Raw genomic sequence first — 16,972 nt, forward strand, 5'->3', positions numbered from 1 at the left:
TGACCCTTGATGAAGGGTGTTCGTGACCCTTGATGAAGGGTGTTCGTGACCCTTGATAAAGGGTGTTCGTGACCCTTCGTTTGAGCACCGTCATAAGGTTTTTAAAGTTTTTATGCCATGCTTTCCTGTGGTATCAAATAAATGCCTACATTTGCAACTCCTAAATGACTGGAATGAAAGTTCAGCAAATGCAAAACTCTAAACTGTAAAAAGGAAGAATTCATGCCGAAAATATCTATCCGGGGGAACGAAATGCCCGCATCTCCCATTCGCAAACTGGCTCCACTGGCCGATGCCGCCAAGCAGCGGGGCATACACGTGTTTCACCTGAATATCGGACAACCCGACCTGCCGACGCCGAAGGTGGCTATCGACGCCATCCGCAACATCGGCCGCACGGTGCTGGAATACAGTCCCAGTGCAGGCTATCGCAGCTATCGCGAGAAGCTGGTGGGCTACTACGAGAAGTATAACATCCATTTGACAGCGGACGACATTATCGTGACTTCGGGCGGGTCGGAGGCCGTGCTCTTCTCCTTTATGGCCTGTCTCAATCCGGGCGACGAAATCATTGTGCCCGAACCGGCCTATGCCAACTACATGGCCTTTGCCATCTCGGCCGGTGCCAGGATACGTACCATTGCCACCACCATCGAGGAAGGCTTCTCGCTGCCTAAGGTAGAGAAGTTCGAGGAACTGATCAACGAGCGCACGCGCGCCATCCTCATCTGCAATCCCAATAACCCGACCGGTTATCTCTATACCCGTCGCGAGATGAACCAGATACGCGACCTGGTGAAGAAATACGACCTGTTCCTCTTCTCGGACGAGGTGTATCGCGAGTTCATCTATACCGGTTCGCCCTACATCTCGGCCTGCCATCTGGAAGGCATCGAGCAGAACGTGGTGCTCATAGACTCCGTATCGAAGCGTTATTCGGAGTGCGGCATCCGCATCGGGGCGTTGATTACGAAAAACAAGGAAATCCGCGATGCCGTGATGAAGTTCTGCCAGGCTCGTCTAAGCCCTCCTTTGATAGGACAGATTGCAGCCGAGGCTTCGCTCGACGCGGGCGAGGACTACCTGCGCGATACGTATGACGAATATGTGGAACGCCGCAAGTGTCTCATCGACGGGCTGAACCGCATCCCCGGTGTCTATTCGCCCATCCCGATGGGAGCTTTCTATACCGTAGCCAAGCTGCCTGTGGACGATTCCGACAAATTCTGTGCGTGGTGTCTGTCCGACTTTGAATATGAAGGCCAGACGGTGTTCATGGCGCCCGCTTCGGGCTTCTACACCACGCCCGGTGCCGGACGCAACGAGGTGCGTATCGCCTACGTACTGAAGAAAGAAGATCTGATGCGTGCCCTCTTTGTCCTTCGGAAAGCGTTGGAGGCATATCCAGGAAGAACGGAATAAGCTATGAACCTGCCTCTCTTTATCGCTCGTCGCATCTATCGTGACAATGATTCCGGCAAGCAGGTTTCGCGACCGGCGGTACTTATTGCGATGGTCGGCATCGCCGTCGGGCTGGCCGTGATGATTGTAGCCGTGTCTGTCATTGTCGGATTCAAGAAAGAGGTGCGCGACAAGATAGCAGGCTTCGGTTCGCATATACAGATTACCAATCTGAATGCCGGTTCCCTTTACGAGTCGCTTCCCATCGCGATGACGGCGGCAGAACTGGATTCGTTGCGTACCGATGCAGACATACGCCACGTACAGCGCTATTCGCTCAAGGCAGGTATGATTAAGACGGACGAGGCTTTTCAAGGCATGTTGCTCAAGGGCATCGGGCCGGAGTATGATACGGAGTTCTTCCGTCGTCACTTGCTGGAAGGCGAGATGCCTCAGTTCAGCGACACGGCCTCGTCCAATCGGGTGATTGTTTCGCGCTCGTTGGCCGACAAACTGAAACTGAAGTTGGGCGACAAGATAGATACTTATTTCATACAGGATAATATCCGGGCGCGCCGCCTGACCATCGCAGGCATTTACCAGACGAATCTGACCGAGTTTGACAATCTCTATCTTGTCACCGACCTCCATACGGTGAACCGTCTGAACCGTTGGGAGACAGACCGATTCAGCGGACTGGAGCTGGCGGTGAACGACTACAGCCGCCTGGAGGACATCACGTGGGAACTGGCTTCCGGTCTGGAGGGGAAAACCGACCGTTATGGACAAGAGTTCTGTGCCCGTAACATCGAACAGCTCAATCCCGGTATCTTTGCCTGGCTCGGCATTCTGGATGTCAACATCTGGGTCATTCTGGTACTGATAATCGGCGTGGCGGGCTTCACCATGATATCGGGATTGCTCATTATCATTATCGAGCGCACATCAATGATTGGTGTGCTGAAGTCGTTGGGGGCTGACAATCGTACCATCCGCCACCTGTTCCTGTGGTTTTCGGTGTTCCTCATCGGCAAGGGAATGCTGTGGGGCAATGCCATCGGGCTGGCCTTTTATTTTGTCCAACGTTTCTTCGGGCTCTTCAAGCTCGATCCTGCTACGTATTACATGGACACCGTCCCCGTCTCTTTCAACCTGTGGATATTCCTGCTGCTCAATGCCGGTACGCTGCTTGCTTCGGTGTGGATGCTGGTGGGTCCGTCCTATCTCATCACGCGCATCCGTCCGGCCGACTCCATGCGCTACGAATGATGCCTGCTTTCTCCACTTCCTTCCCGTAACGAAGAGAAAAGAAAACTTTATTTCCGCAGGAACTCCCGTTTGTCGCGGAAGAGGCAGTAGAGCTTCCAGCGTAGGGACTGGAGCGGTTGCAGGATGTCGAAGATGGGGAGAAGGAATCGGTAACGGTATTTCTCTCCCAGGTCTTTGGCTGTGAAGTTGATGACGAGCGTCTGCATCGTAAAGCGCAGGGCGAACAGCAGGATGCCGATGCCTGCAACCAGCCAGTGGGCGTGAAGGATGGCCCGCACAACCGTGACTATCCATGCGGCATGGAACAGCAGGCGGCTGAAGGTCTCGAATCCGAGGAGCCGGCGTTGCATGCCGTGATAGAGGGAGGCGGTGGATGTATATCCTATCTTTTCTTCGCGCCAGTCCTTGGTGTGGAACAGAGGCTGCATACGGACAACGGCTGCCGGGTCGGTCTCCACACGGGTATTGTCCCGGCAAGCCACCTGGTTGACAAAGAGGTCGTCGTCGCCGCGACGCAGGTTCAGATGGGCGGAAAAGCCTTTCCGGTCGAAGAAGAGCGACTTGCGGTAGGCCAGATTACGACCGATGCCCATGTAGGGACTGCCGGCTAAGGCGAAACCCAAGTAGCGTATGGCAGTGAACAGGCTGTCAAAGGCGGCACGGCGGTGGAGCCAGTTGTAGCCACGTTCATAGCCGCTGTAGCCCAGCACTACTTCGGTGTGCGAGGTAAAGTTGCGGGCCAGCAGGCGCAGCCATTGGTTGCTTTGCGGACAGCAGTTGGCTTCGGTCATTACCAACCAGTCGTAACGGGCAGCACGGATACCCAGCATGACGGCCAGCTTCTTGCGGCTGATGTAGCGCGAAGAGTCAGGCACGAAGCTGTGGTAGAGGTTTTGGTAATGGTTCTCAAGCTGGGTCAGGTAGTCTTCGTTTTCGCTCTTCTCGCCGTCGTTGATGACGATGACTTCGAACTGCGGGTAGTCCTGTTCGAGGATAGCGGGCAGGTTGCGGCGCAGGTTTTCCACTTCCTCATGGGCACAGATGATGACGGACAAGGGGGACAGCTCCTGCGTGAAGTGCAAGTCGTTGCGTCCGGCCTTGCGGCTGCGCAGGTGAATGCGGTTATATAGAACGAGGTAGTAGAGGACCTGGACGGCGAACAGGATGCCGACGGCTGCCAGCAGGTATTGTTCTGTTGTGTCGAATGCGAATGCTTCCATTTTGCTTCATTATAGTATTGCGCAAAAGTACGAATTTTTGTCCACACCTTGTACTGCCTGTCCTTCCTTTTTCTTATTTCTCCAGCACGGGGACTGTCAGGAAGCGGCACTGCGGAAAGTGACGTCCGAGGTAGCGGAGCAGGTACTGCTGCGTGTCTTCCCGGATGGTGGTATCTTCGAGGGTGGGATAGAGATTGTAGAGCACGGTGTCAAGCCGAATGCTGTGACGGGCGACGGCCTCCAGGCTAAGCAGGGTGTGATTCACGCTACCCAATTTACCAGAGGTGACGAAAACGAGCGGGTAACCCTTTTCGGCGATGTAGTCGATGGTGAGGTATTCGTCCTTGAGAGGTACCATCAGGCCGCCGGCACCTTCAACCAGCACCGTGTCATAGCGGCGGGCCAGTTCCTGCGTAGCGCGGTCGATGCGGTCGAAGTCGATGGGACGGCTGTCGATACGTGCCGCTAAGTCGGGTGAGGCGGGGTAGGAAAAGATTTCGGGCATGGTTAATCCTTCGCGGTCTTCGGGCAGGTAGCCGGTACCCATGAGGCGGCGGTGCAGATCAATGTCTTCGCTGTGGCCCACGTTGCCAGTCTGGATGAATTTCTGGGTGATGACCCGTTTGCCTTCCTTGATGAGCTGCTCTGCCAGCCAGGCGGTGCAATAGGATTTCCCGGCATCGGTGTCGATGCCGCTGATGAAGTAGATGTTGTTGGAGTTCATGGGTTGTTGTTTCGTTTTTATCATTCAGTTTTCGTTTATACAGATTGCATATATCGGCTGATACGTCAGGCTTACCCCTTCGACCGAGCCGAAGCGGCGGACGTATTCATCACAGAAGCACTGCAGGCGGCCTCGGCTCCAGGTCTGCTTCTCCGTGCCGGTGATGCCCGTCAGACGCAGGTGGCGCAGGACATCGACGGGAGTAGGGAAGCGAAGCACGGCTTCTTCCTGTTCCAAGTGGAGAATGCGATAACCGGCATCCTCCAGTTCGCGGCGAAGCTGCTGGGGCGGCGTATAGTCCAGTCCGTTGCCCGTCAGTGTGCGTATTTCGAGCAGGTTACGCAGACCGAAGGTGGTGAAAGCCAGTACGCCATTGGAGCGAAGCAGCGAGGTGCTGCGGCGGAAGAAATTCCGGGGCGAGGCAAACCATTGGAGGGTGGAGCAGGACGTCAGCAGGTCCAGCCCGTCGGGCAGGGGACAGGTTTCGGCATCGCCTGCTTCGAAGGTCACGCCGGGCTGTGTCGTCAGACTCTCCAGGCAAAAACGCATCTCAGGGCAGAGATCGTTGAGGTGGAGCAGCGAAGGATGCCACGTGTCGTAGATGAGCTGCGAATACAGCCCCGTGCCGCAACCGAACTCGGCAATGCGGTCGAAGTGGGCATCGGGCAAAATGTGGCGGAGCAGGGCAAGCTCCTTCTCGGCTACCTGTTGCTGCACGTGCGCCTCGCGGCTGTAGGTAGTACGGGCACGGGCAAATCGTTCGGCAATCAGTCGTTTGTCCATCGGTATTGCAGGTGGTATTTGAAGAGAGGTTCCTGATAGTGTGCGTCGTCGGTCTCAAGGACGGGTGTGCCCAGTTCGTGCCAGGCGTTCAGCTGATTGACGGGCGGGATGATGCGGTCGTTCCGGCCCACGACAGCTTCAGTCCATGTCAGCGAGGGAGCGGGCAGCGCGGCGTTAAGGCGGGCGATGCAGGCCAGTTCGTCGCGTATCTCGTCTAACGGTCGGCGGGGCGTGCGCTCAAGGAACTGGCGGAAGGCGGTGCTGTCGGCACACATGCGGCGCAGGAATTTGTGAATCGAGGCGCCCGTCAGTCCGTCGAACGTGCCCTGGTAGATGTCGGGCGGGATGCCGCGCCGTTCGTCGATGGGATAGGGTGTGCCGTTTAGGGCGATGCAACTCACAAGGTTCAGGCCCGTAGCGGGCAGCACGTGCGAGGCGGCCCATACGCCCATCGACCAGCCTACGACGTGTACTTCAGTATAGTTGTACAGGGGCGTAGCGTTAAAGTCCAATGTACGGTAGTCGTAACAGATTATATAGTCCATTCCCTGTGGGCGGTAGGGACGGAAGGGTGTTTCGTCTGCTGCCCATCCGGTAAAGAACAGAAGCAGGCGGGGATGGTGTTCGTTGATGAGATAGATTTGTTTCATTCGTTTTTGGAGTTGATGATTCGTTTTTGTATGTTGCTCATCGGTATGGCAGGCGTTTTTCGTTCCTATAGCATCAGAGGGGGATGCTGTCCACTTCGTCCTCCGTCAGAGCCGCCGTCAGCGAGAAGCGGATGCGCGATGTGCCTTCGGGCACTGTGGGCGGACGGACGGGCAGAGTGTAGAAGCCGTGGCGTTGCAGGGCTTCGGCACGCATCACGGTGTCAGCACTCGGTCCGACAATCATCGGGACAATCTGGCTGGCACTGGACGAGGCGTATCCATGTGCGGCGAGGCGGGTGCGTAGCCGTTCGCCCAGACGCAGCACGTGGCGGCGACGGTCGTTCATCGCGGCGAGGCGGCGCACGACGAACAGCGTCCACGCCACACTGACGGGCGGCAGGGCGGTGGTGAAGATGAACGGGCGCATGCGGTTGACGAGATAGTCGCGTACCGTCCGGCTGCATACCACGTAAGCTCCCGCCGAGGCACTGGCTTTGCCGAAGGTGCCGCAGAGGAAGTCGATGTCGGCTATACAGGCTTCTTCTTCGGCGCAGCCCAGCCCCGTAGGGCCGAAGACACCGAAGGCATGGGCTTCATCGACGTAGAGCAGCACGTTGTCATACCGTCGTTTCAGAGCCACAAGGCGGCGCAGGTCGGCACGGTCGCCGTCCATGCTGAATACACTTTCGGTGACGATGATGAGTCGGTGGTACCGACTGCTATGTTCGTCGACGAGCCGTTCCAGCTGTGCCGTGTCGTTATGGCGGTAGCGGATGCAGCGGGCGGGTGCGGACAGTCGGATGCCGTCGATGAGGCTGGCGTGCACCAGCTTGTCGGCTAAGATAAGCGTCTGCGCATCGGCTACGGCAGGCAGGATGCCCGTATTGGCATGATAGCCGCAGTTGAACACCAGCGCAGCTTCGGTGCCGAACCGTCGGGCCAGCTCGTCTTCCAATTCGTCGTACACGCGGAAGTTACCCGTCAGCAGGCGAGACGAAGACGAGGTGGGCAGGAACGTTTCGGGTGTCAGCGTTTCCAGAAACTCGCGGCGCAGGTCGGTGTCTGCCGCCAGTCCCAAGTAGTCATTGGACGAGAGGTTCAGCATCCGTCGTCCGTTGCCGGGGGTGATGACGTAGCGTCCGTCATGCTCTAACCGGGGCAGGTGGCGCAGATTGCCTCTGGCATGCAGGGCGTCAAGCTCTTGTTGCAGTTCTCGGAGAAAGTTCATGTGAAGTCTTGTTTCATTTCCGACACGATCTTCAATACTCCCCTTGTCAGCCGGCTCAGCTGTTCCGGTTCGATGACGAAGGGCGGCATCAGGTAGACTAACCGTCCGAAGGGACGTACCCAGATGCCTTCTTCCACGAAACGACGCTGCATCCGGGCCATGTCTACCGGTTGCTTAGTCTCAATGACCCCGATGGCACCCAGCATGCGCACATCGGCTACCTGCGGCAACGTGCGTGCCGGTTCCAGTTCGCGGCGCAGCTGTGCTTCGATGCGATGCACCCGTCCCTGCCAGTCGTATTCTGCCGACGTGAGCAGGCGGATGGAGGCACAGGCACAGGCACAGGCCAGCGGATTGCCCATGAATGTAGGGCCGTGCATGAAGCAGCCGGGGGCATGGTTCGAGATGGTATCTGCCAATTCGTTTGTGGTCAATACGGCCGATAAAGTCATGTATCCGCCCGTCAGCGCCTTGCCGATACACATGATGTCCGGCTCCACACCCGCATGTTCCCAGGCGAAGAGGCGTCCCGTCCGTCCGAAGCCTGTGGCTATCTCGTCGAAGATGAGCAGCAGGTTGTGTTCGCGGCATAGGCGGGCTGCTTCGCGCAAATACTGCGGATGATAGAACCACATGCCGCCTGCGCCCTGCACGATAGGTTCAAGGATAAGGGCAGCCAGTTCGTCGGCATGTTGTTCAACGGTTTTCTTCAGCGGCAGGATGTCGTCAGGGTTCCATTCGCCGTCGAAGCGTGAGCGGGGCTGAGGCACGAAGTAGCGCACGGGCAGAGCGCTTCCGAAGAGCGAGTGCATGCCCGTGACGGGGTCACAAACCGACATGGCGTTCCACGTATCGCCATGATAGCCCGAACGGATGGTAACGAAGTTGTTTTTCTTCTCCTTTCCCCGGCCGGCCCAATACTGTACGGCCATCTTCAACGCCACTTCCACAGCTACGGAACCTGAGTCGGCATAGAAAATCTTCTGCATAGAGGGCGGCACCAGCGGCAGTAGCAGGCGACCCAGTTCGATGGCAGGGTCGTGCGTCAAGCCGCCGAACATGACGTGTGACATCCGCTTCAGTTGTTCTTCTACGGCACGGTTCAGCACGGGATGGTTGTAGCCGTGTACCTGGCACCACCACGACGACATGCCTTCGACCAGCGTCTCGCCGCTCTCCAACGTGATGGTAGCCCCCTGCGCACTCTTTACTTTGTAGACGGGCAGCGGGTCGGTGGTTGAAGTATAGGGATGCCACAGGTGTTCGCGGTCGAACTGCGAATCGCAGAGGAGGTAGTCCGCTTCGCGCACCAGCCGTTTGTCTTCGGCTACCTTTGAACCGAGGGTGGTGAGCAGGTCGCCCACGACGGCTGAATTGATACCTATATACAAGGCTTTTTTCACGGCTTCGCGACTGAGCTGCGAACGTCCGCCGGCAAAGCGCAAGGAGGCGGTGGGGTTGATGAAGCGGAAAAGGGCGATGGTAGTTAGTATCTCCTCTTCGTCCAGCGGCGCCTGACCTTCCAGCGGGGTGCCCTTGATGGGGTTGAGCAGGTTCACCGGAATGGATTGCACGCCCAGCCGGCGGAGTGCGAAGGCCAGCTCGATGCGTTGCTCCATCGTCTCGCCCATGCCGATGATGCCGCCGCTGCACACGTCCATGCCTACGCGGCGGGCTGCCTCCAGCGTGCGTATCTTCTCCTCCTGCGTATGTGTGGAGCAGAGGGCGGGGAAATAGGTAGGCGCCGTCTCAAGGTTGCAGTGGTAGCGAGTCACACCGGCTTCGTGCAGCTTCCGCAGCCCGTCTTCGTCGACAAGGCCCAACGAGGCGCAGAGCCGGATAGACGAGTGGCGGCGCAGGTAGCGCACCGTATCGCAAAGCTGTTCAATCTGTTTCTTGGAAGGTTTTCGTCCGCTGGTCACTATGCCGAACCGGTTGACTTCCTGGTCTTCGTTGGCACGGGCGTGCCGCAGGCATTCTTCAGCGGGCAGCAGGTCGTAGACATCGGCCTGTGTGTGGTAGTGGGAGGATTGTGCGCACCATTTGCAGTTCTCAGGACATCGGCCCGATTTGGCATTGACGATGGAGCACATGTCGAATTCGCGCGGAGCGCATGCCGCGGTAATCTCGTGGGCGGCGCGATAGAGCGCCTCGCGGTCGGCCGTACCTGCCAGCCAGGCCGCTTCTTCGGGCGACAAGGCTGTGCCTGCCAGTACCCGAAGCTTCAGTTGTTCGATTGTCATAACGGATAATGATAAAGATGGAAGGAGCGTGCCTGCCGTGTTCGTCTGCTTGCGCAGCGAGCTGTCTGCCACGCCTTTGGACAGATGCCCGATAGTGACATCCCGCCCGATGCTGGCAAAGGCGGCATAGCTTCGGTGGCTCCAGCGACGGAAGCGCAAGGACGTTTTTTGGATAAATTTCTTTTTCACGAGAGTCAGTCTCCTGTTGGTTTCGGGGAGCAAAGATAGGGAACAAAATCCGTTCGTCCAAATTTATCTGTCGATACGCCGTAAAGTCGTTGACTTGTCGCCCCTGCTTCCGTCGGTTCCTGCTACCGACTATATCCTTATAGCCTGGCATCTGTATATTTGCAGATACGCATCTATAGGGAGTACAGATACGCATCTATGGGGAGTACAGATACGCATCTATCAGGTGTATAGATACGCATCTGTCAGGAGCACAGATACGCATCTGTAAATTCGTAGATACGCATCTGTAAATTCGTAGATACGCATCTGTCATGTTTGTAGATACGTATCTGTCAGTTGGTAGATACGCATCTGTTATGTTGGTAGATACGCATCTGTAAGTTTGCAGATACGCATCTGTCATGTTGGTAGATACGTATCTGTAGACTGATCTTTCGTGTGGGTGGACAAAATGTGACGTGGGGGCGGGAAATAGAGAAACGGAAATGCGGTTTCAGCCTTGCATTGCCCGGATGCCTTCTTCCAGCGAGTGCGGACGGTATCCCAGCAGACGGCGGGCCTTGTCGATGCTCAGGCCGCTGAAGCGGGGTCGGGGAGTGGCTTCCTGCATCTCGGCGGTGCTGACGGGCTGTATCAGCGAGGCGTCTAACCGCAATGCGTTTGCCACGCGGTAGGCGATGTCGGCAATGGTCAGGCATTCGGGGCCGCAGATGTGGAAGATTCCGTTGGACGGGTGGACGATAAGCCGGTCGATGCCTTGTGCGACGTCGTCTACGAAAGTCGGCGTGCGCCACTGGTCGTTCACCACCCGGATGGGTTGCCCGCTGCGCAGGCGATCTGCCACGAGGCGCACGATATTGCTGTGCTGGCCGGGCAGGGGATTGCCGTAGACCACGACGATACGTGCCACGGCACAGTTGCCGCACAGGCCGGTTACCCGACGTTCACTCTCCCATTTGCTCCGGCCATAGTAGTTCACGGGGGCGGGCATGTCTTCTTCGGTATAAAGCCGGTCGCTGTCTCCGCCGAACACGAAGTCCGTCGACAGGTGGATAAGGCGGCTGCCGGTGCGTTCGCAGTTCTCGGCCAGACGGGCGGCAGCACGGATGTTGGTTTCGTCCGTTTCTTCGCGGTGGCTTTCGCAATAGTCGGGCGAGGAGAGGGCGGAGGTATTGATGACGACGTCGGGCCGCAGCTCTTCAAACAGGCGGCGGATGGCTGCTTCCTCGCGGATGTCGGCTTGCACGAAGCGGTAACGGCTGTCCGCATGCGGGCGGATGTCGGCGTGCAGCGAACAGCCCGTCACCCGATAGTCCGCTTTGTCCGACAGGGTGTCGAGGATACGTCTTCCGGTAAATCCGTTGGTTCCTACAATCAATATCTTCTGTTGCATGGTGTTCGGTACGTTAGTGGAAAAACGGAGTTTCGCGTCCCTTCTGCACTTCGATGCGGATGCCGAACGAGCCGTTCTGCGACTTCAGTTCGAAAGCGCCCTTGAAGTCGTTTTGCTGCCAGGGAAGGGCCGAGGGGTTGGACACCCGCCGGCCGTCCTTGTCATACTGGCCATACGTATTCAGCCGCCAGCCGTTCTTCAGGCGGAAGCTGCCCATCTGAAGGTTATCCGTCGTGCTGCCGAAGCCCATGAGGCCGAATGGGTTGCTGCTGAAATAGGGCGAACCCGACAGGGAGAACATATTGTTCAGTCCCGAAGAATAGGTGACATCGGGGTTCAGTCGGAATATCCGGTTATAATCTTTGCTCGCGTCGGGGATGACTATTTGGAAGGGCTTTTCCCAACCCTGCGCAGGCAGTTTCATCAGGCTGTTCAGGTCGATCAGGAAACCGTCGTAACTTTTCACGCCGTCGGGAAGAAGTTGTTCCCCTGTCGGAGGGATGTCGTCCGCCGTATGACGCAGGGTGTCTGCGGCCGCCTCTGTTTGTGCAAAGGCGATGCCGCAGTAGAGGGTAAGGAGTGAAAAGAGGACTGAGAACCGTTTCATATCTCTATACATTGTTGCCGCTTCAAAGATACGGCTTTTCTTGACATTCTCACTCCGTCTTAAGACTATTTATCGGTTTTTATTCCCCTTCGTACACGAAGGGATGTCTTTAGGGTTGAAGCCGGTCGTATTCCTCGTCCGTTACAGGCTCCAGCCATTCGTTGGAAGTGTTCTCGCCTTCGATTTCAAAGGCCAGGTGGGCAAACCAGCTGTCGGCAGCCGCGCCGTGCCAGTGCTTCACGTTGGCGGGGATGTGGATGACCGTGCCGGGCAGGATTTCCTGTGCCGGCTTGCCTTCCTCCTGATACCAGCCACGTCCGGCCACACCGATGAGCATCTGTCCGCCGCCCTTCGTGGCTTTATGGATGTGCCAGTTGTTACGGCAGCGCGGCTCGAAAGTGACGTTGGCAATGGATACCTGTGCATCCGAGATGCGGGCCAGATAGCTGTTACCCGTGAAGTAGCGGCTGAAGGCTGTGTTCGGTTCGCCGATGGGGAAAATCATTGTCCGCTGGAAGGCGGCTTTGGCGTCCGTAGCGGGCGTGTCGTCGGCCCAGACGTCTTTGGCCAGGCGAAAGGCTGCCCATGCTTTGGGCCATCCGGCGTAGAAGGCGATGTGGGTAATGATTTCAGAGATTTCCGTCCGGCTGATGCCGTTCTGACGGGCCGTCTGTAGGTGGTAGATAAGCGACGAGTCGGTCATATCCTGGCTGATGAGGGCGGTCAGGGTGACGAGGCTGCGGTCGCGCAAGCTCAAGAGGTCGTTGCGGCTCCATACTTCTCCGAATAGGATGTCGTCGTTCAGGCGTGCGAACTCTGGGGCGAACTCGCCCAGTTGGTCACGTCCGGCTGTCTGTACAATTTTCTGTTGTGCCATACTGTTTAGTGTTAGAATGCAAAAGAGGGATGATACGATTAGTTTGTTCATAATGATATAATGTTTAGTCGGTGATGCGCTTGATGATGCGGGCAGGCACTCCTCCTGCTACGACGCCGGACGGCACATCCTTCGTCACGACAGCACCGGCCGCTATGACGGCATTGTCGCCGATGGTCACACCGGAGAGGATGGTGGCGTTCGACCCTACCCAGACGCCGCGCCCCAATACGATAGGAGCGGGCAGGGTGACATGTCTCCGTTCGGGGATAAGCTCGTGATTAAGTGTGGCGAACACGACATTGTGTCCTATCTGGCAACCGTCGCCCAGCGTCACTCCGCCGTGATCTTGGAAATGGCAGCAGGCGTTGATGAATACGTCGCGCCCTACGGTGATGTTTTTGCCGAAGTCTGTATAGAAAGGCGGGAACACGCGGAGCGAGTCAGGCACTTCGTAGCCGAAGAGACTGGAAAGCAGTCTGCGCACTTCGTCGGGCGTGTGGTAGGCCGTGTTCAGTTGGAAAGTGATGCGCCGTGCCTCGTTGCTCATGTCGTTCATGAATTGTCCGATGTCTTCGGTATCCAGCGGGCGGCGCGTCTTTACAAGTTCTTTGAAATCTTCGATGGTCATAATTCGGTCCGTTATGATATTCGATGCAAAGATAGCGCAACGAGCGGATGGAAAGATAACCCCGACGCAGAATTTTTGTACCCGTTTTACGGATTTCCTCAAGGAGGCCGGCGTGGGCGGAAGGCTGAAAAGCCCATCCGCTCGCAGGAATCCTTCACAATGCAGAGAATCGTACTGGCAACAGCGCGAGATTGTCGGCGTGGGCTTCTGTAGACGCATTGTCGTGTAATTGGACCGGCTGACGCAGGCTTGCCTGTTGCCAGCTTTGTTATAAATATGCGACAAATCGTTTTCCGACGGTTTGGGTTATTTAGTCCTGCTTCTTAATTTGCAATCCTTGTTTTTTACAAAATGCTTCAAATTTCGTCATTAAATTCTTGAGCTCTTTCATTTTGAATCCATGATAACTTCCGTCGATCTCTATATAAGTAATCCAACCGCCGCCTAAAGGAAGTTTCGTATTCTCCAAAGCGATACCATTTGTCTTAAAAGTGAGTCCACTCTCTTTAACATTTTCTGAAAAATAGATACAAGCACTCAACGTGTCATACATTTTTTGTGCATCTCCAGAACAAATAACAAATTGATCTTCTAAAACATCATACTTATCATTTTGAGCTCGAAATACAAATATATAATCTTCAGGTTGATATTGACGATTATATATAATCTTGCAATATAGAGAATAGTTTTCAATCTTATTCATAGAAGGAAGACTGTAATGGTATTTTGATACCAACCATTCAATTTTCGACACTTCTGTTTCATCAGCAACTGATACGAATGGTAATATAAGTGCAAGAAGTAGCACATAAAAAAGAATACGTTTGTTCATACATTTAAAGTTTATAAGTTTTGTGCAATAGTGCCGGCATCATAGACGTGTCGCGCAAATGTCTATAAACAACAAAAGCGCAGACTATCGCCATACGCTGTCTTGGCTCACCACAAGCCACAATTCTTTATGGGAAGGTCTGCGCGAAAAAGCACAAATCCCAACAAGAATTGTAATAGCTCGTTTGCATCCGAGGTGGTGATTCGACAGCGATTGAGCTAATTATATAAAAAAGCGCAATGCCTTTCAGCAATGCGCTACAAATGTAGGAATAAATTCTTAGAGTTGCAAATTATTTTAAAATTGTTTCCGAAGGAGGAAAAATTCATTTCCCCTTCCCCGGATTATTTGGTAATATCGAACAGATAAGCCATTTTGATTCCGATAACGCCGTGTGCAGCACGGGAGAAATAGTCCTTCTTGGTGCTGTGGTAGAAATCGGAGAGGGCATAATAATAGCGTCCTTCTACCTGAAAATGGCCGATTTTGGTGCGCAGTTCCATGCCAAGTCCCCCTGTGATACCATAATCGAACTTGTTCTCCACATCCATGTCATGCTGTTCGACGGTAAGGTTGGAATAGTTTTCCCACGGACCGCTTTGCGTATAGCTTTCGTTCAGGAAGAAGCCGATCTGCGGTCCGGCATTGATGAAAAACTGCAGGCCGCGACTTTCCTTGCCGAATGCCAGATGGGCCAGGAACGGGAGTTCGACGTAATTCATCTTGCGCGTGTATTGCAAATCGGGATAGTCTTCGTAGAACTCGTCCCATCCGTGTTGGGAATAGTTGATTTCCACTTGGACACCACAAATCATCTTGCCTAAGCGTTCGGAGACGTAGCGCAACGTGACGCCTCCTACTGGAGCCATCAAGTTCTTCTGTTGCACGCTGGGCGAAAAGCTGACACTGTTGAGGTTGACACCGCCGTTGATGCCGACGGTGAAGTCGTAGCGCTGTTCGCCCACTTGGGCATGCAGCGGGGCAGCCAGGGCGAAAAGTAGCAGGAGGACGGGAAGTACGGTTTTCAGTTTCATTATTCAACGTTCAATTCTCTATTTTCATCTCTCAATTCTCAACTCTCAATTAGTCAAAGTCCAGCTTAAACAACTCGTAGTTTTTGGTAAAATGTACGAAGAATACTTTCCGGTTGATAAAGCCTCCCCAGTTGTTGACGCGTTGGAATTTGAAGCCGGTCTGAATAGGATTGACTTGCAGGCGGTCCAGATTGTCTTCAAGCTTGTAACCGTATTGCGACAAGCCTTTCAGGAAGAAATATCCCGTATCAAATCCTAAGATTCCATACTTTGGGTAACGCTCTTCCAGATCTTTGCTATACCAATGACGGTAGTTGCGGGTGAAGTTGGAGGCTGCCGGCAACAGGTTGTTGGTATAGAAAGATGAATAGAAATAGGTGTCGAGTTCGAAGAACGATTCCAGATGATCCTTGGTATAGGTCTGCCATTCGGGATAGCCGAACAGGTGGCATTGCATCTCAGGATGTTGGCGTACAGCCAGTGTCAGATGTGGCAGGAACTTAATGAGTGTAAGATTGCTTCCTGAAGTTGGAATAAAGATATTCTCGTATCCGGCCCGCATTGCTGCACTGAACGTTGTGTCGTTAGAACCGTCCGACAGGGAAACCATCGGAATGGAGCGGTTACGCAGCTCTTCTTTTAAGTCTTTGATGAAGTCGGCTTTTTCATCGGCACCGCTTTTAGCTTCGATGAAGATGACATTAGGGCGGCTGAAGGTACGCAGGAAGTGGTCGTAGACCTCAGAATAGAGATAAGACTGCGGGGTATTAATCTGGTAGACGCAGGGATTGCGGAACACCGAATTGTCTTTCGACGTGAAGGGGATGATTAATCGGATGTCTTTCTTTTGGGCAAATTCGGCCAGCGGCTTGATATGTTGCTGATAAAGCGGACCGAAAATGATATTTACGTTCTGTATCTCACGACGGGAAAGGATGTTTTGCAGCGAAGCGTTTTCGGGGCCGGAGTTGTAAGTATAGAGATCGAATGATATGCCTTGGCGCTTCAGACTGTCAACGGCCATCAGTAATCCCTCGTAGTATTCGAGCATACGGGTAGACTCGCTTTTCTGAATGCCTTCTGGCAGCAGAGGCAGGATGATAGCAGCCTTTACGGTAGCATATTTCTGGGCTTTCTTGTCGTTTTCTTCGAACAGCTCACGGTCGGTGAGTGGCTTTTGCTCCGTTGCCTTCTTGTCCGAATGGTTTTCACGTGCATAGGGAATGCAGAGGAAGGAACCGTGTTTGATTTTGTTTCCGCCTTTCAGTTCAGGATTGGCGGCAATGAGCTCCTCTTCCGTGATGCCATATTCACGGCTGATGCTGTAGATGGTTTCACGGCGTTTCACCTTGTGCATGTCGCGGCACTTGGGTTTGAGCATTTCGGGCTCTTTCGGTTGTTCTTTGGGAGCTTCGACTGTTATTTCAGGTGTCTTGGCAGGGATGCGAATGACTTGTCCTGCACGGAAGTTATTGGCATCCAGACCGGGATTGGCGTCGCAGATAGCCTGTATGGTTACGCCGTAAAGACCGCTGAGGCGATAGAGCGTTTCTCCGGCAGCGATGGTATGGAAGGTTTCCTGCGTCCGGCTTTCTTTCTTGCGGGGGATGCGCAGGGTACGTCCTACATATATCTTTTCGTCACTACCCGGATTTAGTCGGACAATGTCGGCTTGGCTGACGCCATACATGCTGGCGATGGAATAGAGGCTTTGACCTTTTTCGATGGTGTGCAAAAAGTATGTCTGGTTTTCTTGTGCACGGATGCCGATGCTACAGGCTGTAACCAGCAGCAGGGTGCAAAAGATGCGTTTGGCTGTTTTCATTCCAATCATTCGTTCGGTTCTAATAAAATAATACCCAAAGTTGCCGCAAAGTTAACAAAT

The 16,972-nt window shown here is 54.6% G+C and carries 16 protein-coding genes; 3 read left to right on the top strand and 13 right to left on the bottom strand.

Translation table 11 applies throughout. The annotated features are described in order from the left end of the window. Positions 1 to 222 precede the first annotated feature (222 nt). Positions 223 to 1,422: a pyridoxal phosphate-dependent aminotransferase gene (locus Q0Z70_RS01395; RefSeq protein ID WP_298071929.1), complete on the top strand. Its 1,200-nt coding sequence runs from the start codon at positions 223 to 225 to the stop codon at positions 1,420 to 1,422. A 3-nt stretch (positions 1,423 to 1,425) separates the two neighbouring features. After that, a complete protein-coding gene (locus Q0Z70_RS01400; protein ID WP_298071931.1) occupies positions 1,426 to 2,670 on the top strand; it encodes an ABC transporter permease in 1,245 nt (414 codons plus the stop codon). 47 nt (positions 2,671 to 2,717) lie between these two features. Here Q0Z70_RS01400 and Q0Z70_RS01405 read toward each other — a convergent pair whose 3' ends face one another. The 10 genes from Q0Z70_RS01405 to Q0Z70_RS01450 all read right to left on the bottom strand — a co-directional run bounded on the left by Q0Z70_RS01405 (position 2,718) and on the right by Q0Z70_RS01450 (position 13,218). Next, positions 2,718 to 3,890 carry a glycosyltransferase gene (locus Q0Z70_RS01405; RefSeq protein WP_298071933.1) on the bottom strand — a complete coding sequence of 391 codons (1,173 nt, stop codon included), beginning with the start codon at positions 3,888 to 3,890 and terminating at the stop codon, positions 2,718 to 2,720. 73 nt (positions 3,891 to 3,963) lie between these two features. Further along, positions 3,964 to 4,614 (bottom strand): dethiobiotin synthase, encoded by a 651-nt coding sequence (gene bioD / locus Q0Z70_RS01410; protein WP_298072041.1) that lies wholly within the window; start codon positions 4,612 to 4,614, stop codon positions 3,964 to 3,966. A gap of 24 nt (positions 4,615 to 4,638) precedes the next feature. Continuing rightward, the gene (bioC, locus tag Q0Z70_RS01415; RefSeq protein ID WP_298071935.1) at positions 4,639 to 5,397 is read right to left on the bottom strand and encodes a malonyl-ACP O-methyltransferase BioC; all 759 of its coding nucleotides are present in this window, start codon (positions 5,395 to 5,397) and stop codon (positions 4,639 to 4,641) included. Further along, positions 5,382 to 6,047, bottom strand: a complete 666-nt coding sequence (locus tag Q0Z70_RS01420; protein ID WP_298071936.1) for an alpha/beta fold hydrolase — start codon at positions 6,045 to 6,047, stop codon at positions 5,382 to 5,384. The genes bioC and Q0Z70_RS01420 overlap by 16 nt, the downstream gene beginning before the upstream one ends. Positions 6,048 to 6,120: 73 nt before the next feature. Continuing rightward, positions 6,121 to 7,275 (bottom strand): 8-amino-7-oxononanoate synthase, encoded by a 1,155-nt coding sequence (locus Q0Z70_RS01425; RefSeq protein WP_298071938.1) that lies wholly within the window; start codon positions 7,273 to 7,275, stop codon positions 6,121 to 6,123. Continuing rightward, positions 7,272 to 9,518 carry an adenosylmethionine--8-amino-7-oxononanoate transaminase gene (gene bioA / locus Q0Z70_RS01430; RefSeq protein WP_298072043.1) on the bottom strand — a complete coding sequence of 749 codons (2,247 nt, stop codon included), beginning with the start codon at positions 9,516 to 9,518 and terminating at the stop codon, positions 7,272 to 7,274. Before bioA ends, Q0Z70_RS01425 begins: the two co-directional genes overlap by 4 nt. A 685-nt stretch (positions 9,519 to 10,203) precedes the next feature. Further along, positions 10,204 to 11,103, bottom strand: coding sequence for an SDR family oxidoreductase (locus Q0Z70_RS01435; RefSeq protein WP_298071940.1), 900 nt, complete (start codon positions 11,101 to 11,103; stop codon positions 10,204 to 10,206). A 13-nt stretch (positions 11,104 to 11,116) separates the two neighbouring features. Continuing rightward, positions 11,117 to 11,710, bottom strand: a complete 594-nt coding sequence (locus Q0Z70_RS01440; RefSeq protein WP_298071942.1) for an occludin — start codon at positions 11,708 to 11,710, stop codon at positions 11,117 to 11,119. A 109-nt stretch (positions 11,711 to 11,819) separates the two neighbouring features. Beyond that, positions 11,820 to 12,638: a carboxymuconolactone decarboxylase family protein gene (locus Q0Z70_RS01445; RefSeq protein WP_298071944.1), complete on the bottom strand. Its 819-nt coding sequence runs from the start codon at positions 12,636 to 12,638 to the stop codon at positions 11,820 to 11,822. A gap of 13 nt (positions 12,639 to 12,651) precedes the next feature. Then, the gene (locus tag Q0Z70_RS01450) at positions 12,652 to 13,218 is read right to left on the bottom strand and encodes a sugar O-acetyltransferase (RefSeq protein WP_298071946.1); all 567 of its coding nucleotides are present in this window, start codon (positions 13,216 to 13,218) and stop codon (positions 12,652 to 12,654) included. Between the two features lie 13 nt (positions 13,219 to 13,231). On the opposite strand from Q0Z70_RS01450, the gene Q0Z70_RS01455 reads away from it, so the two are divergent. After that, entirely contained in the window at positions 13,232 to 13,447 is a 216-nt protein-coding gene (locus Q0Z70_RS01455) for a hypothetical protein (RefSeq protein WP_298071948.1), read from the top strand. Positions 13,448 to 13,528: 81 nt separating this feature from the next. Here Q0Z70_RS01455 and Q0Z70_RS01460 read toward each other — a convergent pair whose 3' ends face one another. The 3 genes from Q0Z70_RS01460 to Q0Z70_RS01470 form a co-directional block, all read right to left on the bottom strand. Then, positions 13,529 to 14,053: a hypothetical protein gene (locus Q0Z70_RS01460; RefSeq protein WP_298071949.1), complete on the bottom strand. Its 525-nt coding sequence runs from the start codon at positions 14,051 to 14,053 to the stop codon at positions 13,529 to 13,531. A gap of 344 nt (positions 14,054 to 14,397) precedes the next feature. Then, positions 14,398 to 15,087, bottom strand: a complete 690-nt coding sequence (locus tag Q0Z70_RS01465; protein WP_298071951.1) for a porin family protein — start codon at positions 15,085 to 15,087, stop codon at positions 14,398 to 14,400. Between the two features lie 49 nt (positions 15,088 to 15,136). After that, positions 15,137 to 16,912, bottom strand: a complete 1,776-nt coding sequence (locus Q0Z70_RS01470) for a LysM peptidoglycan-binding domain-containing protein (protein WP_298071953.1) — start codon at positions 16,910 to 16,912, stop codon at positions 15,137 to 15,139. Between the last annotated feature and the right edge of the window lie 60 nt (positions 16,913 to 16,972).

It is taken from the genome of uncultured Bacteroides sp., from assembly GCF_947632445.1.
GTDB lineage: Bacteria > Bacteroidota > Bacteroidia > Bacteroidales > Bacteroidaceae > Bacteroides.

Excerpts from the sequence above, each read along its gene's own strand:
- Q0Z70_RS01395 (WP_298071929.1), top strand. The coding sequence starts at position 223 with ATGCCGAAAATATCTATCCGGGGGAACGAAATGCCCGCATCTCCCATT.
- Q0Z70_RS01400 (WP_298071931.1), top strand. The coding sequence starts at position 1,426 with ATGAACCTGCCTCTCTTTATCGCTCGTCGCATCTATCGTGACAATGAT.
- Q0Z70_RS01405 (WP_298071933.1), bottom strand. The coding sequence starts at position 3,890 with ATGGAAGCATTCGCATTCGACACAACAGAACAATACCTGCTGGCAGCC.
- bioD (WP_298072041.1), bottom strand. The coding sequence starts at position 4,614 with ATGAACTCCAACAACATCTACTTCATCAGCGGCATCGACACCGATGCC.
- bioC (WP_298071935.1), bottom strand. The coding sequence starts at position 5,397 with ATGGACAAACGACTGATTGCCGAACGATTTGCCCGTGCCCGTACTACC.
- Q0Z70_RS01420 (WP_298071936.1), bottom strand. The coding sequence starts at position 6,047 with ATGAAACAAATCTATCTCATCAACGAACACCATCCCCGCCTGCTTCTG.
- Q0Z70_RS01425 (WP_298071938.1), bottom strand. The coding sequence starts at position 7,275 with ATGAACTTTCTCCGAGAACTGCAACAAGAGCTTGACGCCCTGCATGCC.
- bioA (WP_298072043.1), bottom strand. The coding sequence starts at position 9,518 with ATGACAATCGAACAACTGAAGCTTCGGGTACTGGCAGGCACAGCCTTG.
- Q0Z70_RS01435 (WP_298071940.1), bottom strand. The coding sequence starts at position 11,103 with ATGCAACAGAAGATATTGATTGTAGGAACCAACGGATTTACCGGAAGA.
- Q0Z70_RS01440 (WP_298071942.1), bottom strand. The coding sequence starts at position 11,710 with ATGAAACGGTTCTCAGTCCTCTTTTCACTCCTTACCCTCTACTGCGGC.
- Q0Z70_RS01445 (WP_298071944.1), bottom strand. The coding sequence starts at position 12,638 with ATGAACAAACTAATCGTATCATCCCTCTTTTGCATTCTAACACTAAAC.
- Q0Z70_RS01450 (WP_298071946.1), bottom strand. The coding sequence starts at position 13,218 with ATGACCATCGAAGATTTCAAAGAACTTGTAAAGACGCGCCGCCCGCTG.
- Q0Z70_RS01455 (WP_298071948.1), top strand. The coding sequence starts at position 13,232 with ATGATATTCGATGCAAAGATAGCGCAACGAGCGGATGGAAAGATAACC.
- Q0Z70_RS01460 (WP_298071949.1), bottom strand. The coding sequence starts at position 14,053 with ATGAACAAACGTATTCTTTTTTATGTGCTACTTCTTGCACTTATATTA.
- Q0Z70_RS01465 (WP_298071951.1), bottom strand. The coding sequence starts at position 15,087 with ATGAAACTGAAAACCGTACTTCCCGTCCTCCTGCTACTTTTCGCCCTG.
- Q0Z70_RS01470 (WP_298071953.1), bottom strand. The coding sequence starts at position 16,912 with ATGAAAACAGCCAAACGCATCTTTTGCACCCTGCTGCTGGTTACAGCC.